General features: G+C 65.5%; 1 protein-coding gene. It reads left to right on the top strand.

All coding sequences use genetic code 11. The annotated features are described in order from the left end of the window. Positions 1-11 precede the first annotated feature (11 nt). Positions 12-1,438: pyruvate kinase (gene pyk, locus PV768_RS21770; RefSeq protein ID WP_421094197.1), on the top strand; the 1,427-nt coding region annotated here is incomplete at its 3' end.

The following is a 1,438-nucleotide window of genomic DNA, read 5'->3' as shown; positions in this document are numbered from 1 at the left end:
AGGGTAGGTATATGAGACGCGCAAAAATTGTGGCTACGTTCGGCCCGGCAATCGCCAGCTACGAGAACACCCTCGCGGTGCTGGAAGCCGGCGTTGACGTCGCCCGCATGAACATGAGCCACGGCGACTACTCCGTGCATGACAACACTTATGAGAACGTCCGGAAGGCAGCTGCAGACCTCGGCAAGGCCGTGGCCATCATGGCTGACCTGCAGGGTCCCAAGATCCGCCTGGGCCGTTTCGTTGACGGACCGCACTTGTTGGCTGTTGGAGACACCTTCACGATCACCACCGAGGACGTTCCCGGCACCAAGGAAATCTGCTCCACCACGCTGAAGAGCCTCACCGAGGACGTCAACGTGGGCGATGCCCTGCTGATCGACGACGGCAAGGTGGCACTGCGTGCCATCGCCGTTGACGACGTCAAGGTGGTCGCCGAGGTGACCGTGGGCGGCATGGTGTCCAACAACAAGGGCATCAACCTTCCCGGCGTGGCCGTCAACGTGCCCGCGCTGAGCGAAAAGGACGAGGACGACCTGCGCTGGGCCATGCGCCGCGGCGTTGACCTGGTGGCCTTGTCCTTCGTCCGCGATGCCTCCGATATCACCCGCGTGCACGAGATCATGGACGAGGAAGGCCGCCGCGTGCCGGTCATCGCCAAGATCGAAAAGCCGCAGGCAGTGGAGCAGCTGCCCGAGATCATCGACGCGTTCGACGCCATCATGGTGGCCCGTGGCGACCTCGGTGTGGAGCTTCCGCTGGAGGAAGTGCCGATCGTGCAGAAGCGTGCCATTGAGCTGGCCCGCCGCTGGGCCAAGCCGGTCATCGTGGCCACCCAGGTCCTCGAATCCATGATCGACAACCCGCGCCCCACCCGCGCCGAGGCCTCCGACTGCGCCAACGCAGTGCTGGACGGTGCCGACGCGGTCATGCTCTCCGGTGAGACCAGCGTGGGCAAGTACCCGATCGAAACCGTCAAGGTCATGGCCCGGATCATCGAGTCCACCGAGGTCCACGGCCTGGAGCGCGTCCCCCCGCTGGGCACTAAGCCCAAGACCCGCGGCGGCGCCATCACCCGTGCCGCCGTCGAAATCGCCGACCAGCTGGACGCCAAGTACATCTGTGCGTTCACCCAGTCCGGTGACTCCGCACGCCGGCTCTCCCGCCTGCGCCCCATCAAGCCGGTCTTCGCCTTCACCCCGGTGGAGCAGGTCTGGAACCAGCTTGCGCTGACCTGGGGCATCCAGCCGGTGCTGGTCCAGATGGTGGACCACACCGACGAGATGACGGCGCAGGTGGACCGCAGCCTGCTGGAGATGGACCTCGTTGAGGACGGTGACCTGGTGGTCATCGCCGCCGGTTCGCCTCCCGGAAAGGCCGGCTCCACGAACTCGCTGAAGGTGCACAAGGTGGGCGACCTCGCCGACTCCACCCGCGT

This window comes from Pseudarthrobacter sp. CC4 (assembly GCF_048957775.1).
Lineage (GTDB): Bacteria > Actinomycetota > Actinomycetes > Actinomycetales > Micrococcaceae > Arthrobacter.
Note: the sequence above shows the minus strand (reverse complement) of the source record. Positions and strands in the feature narration are given on the sequence as shown.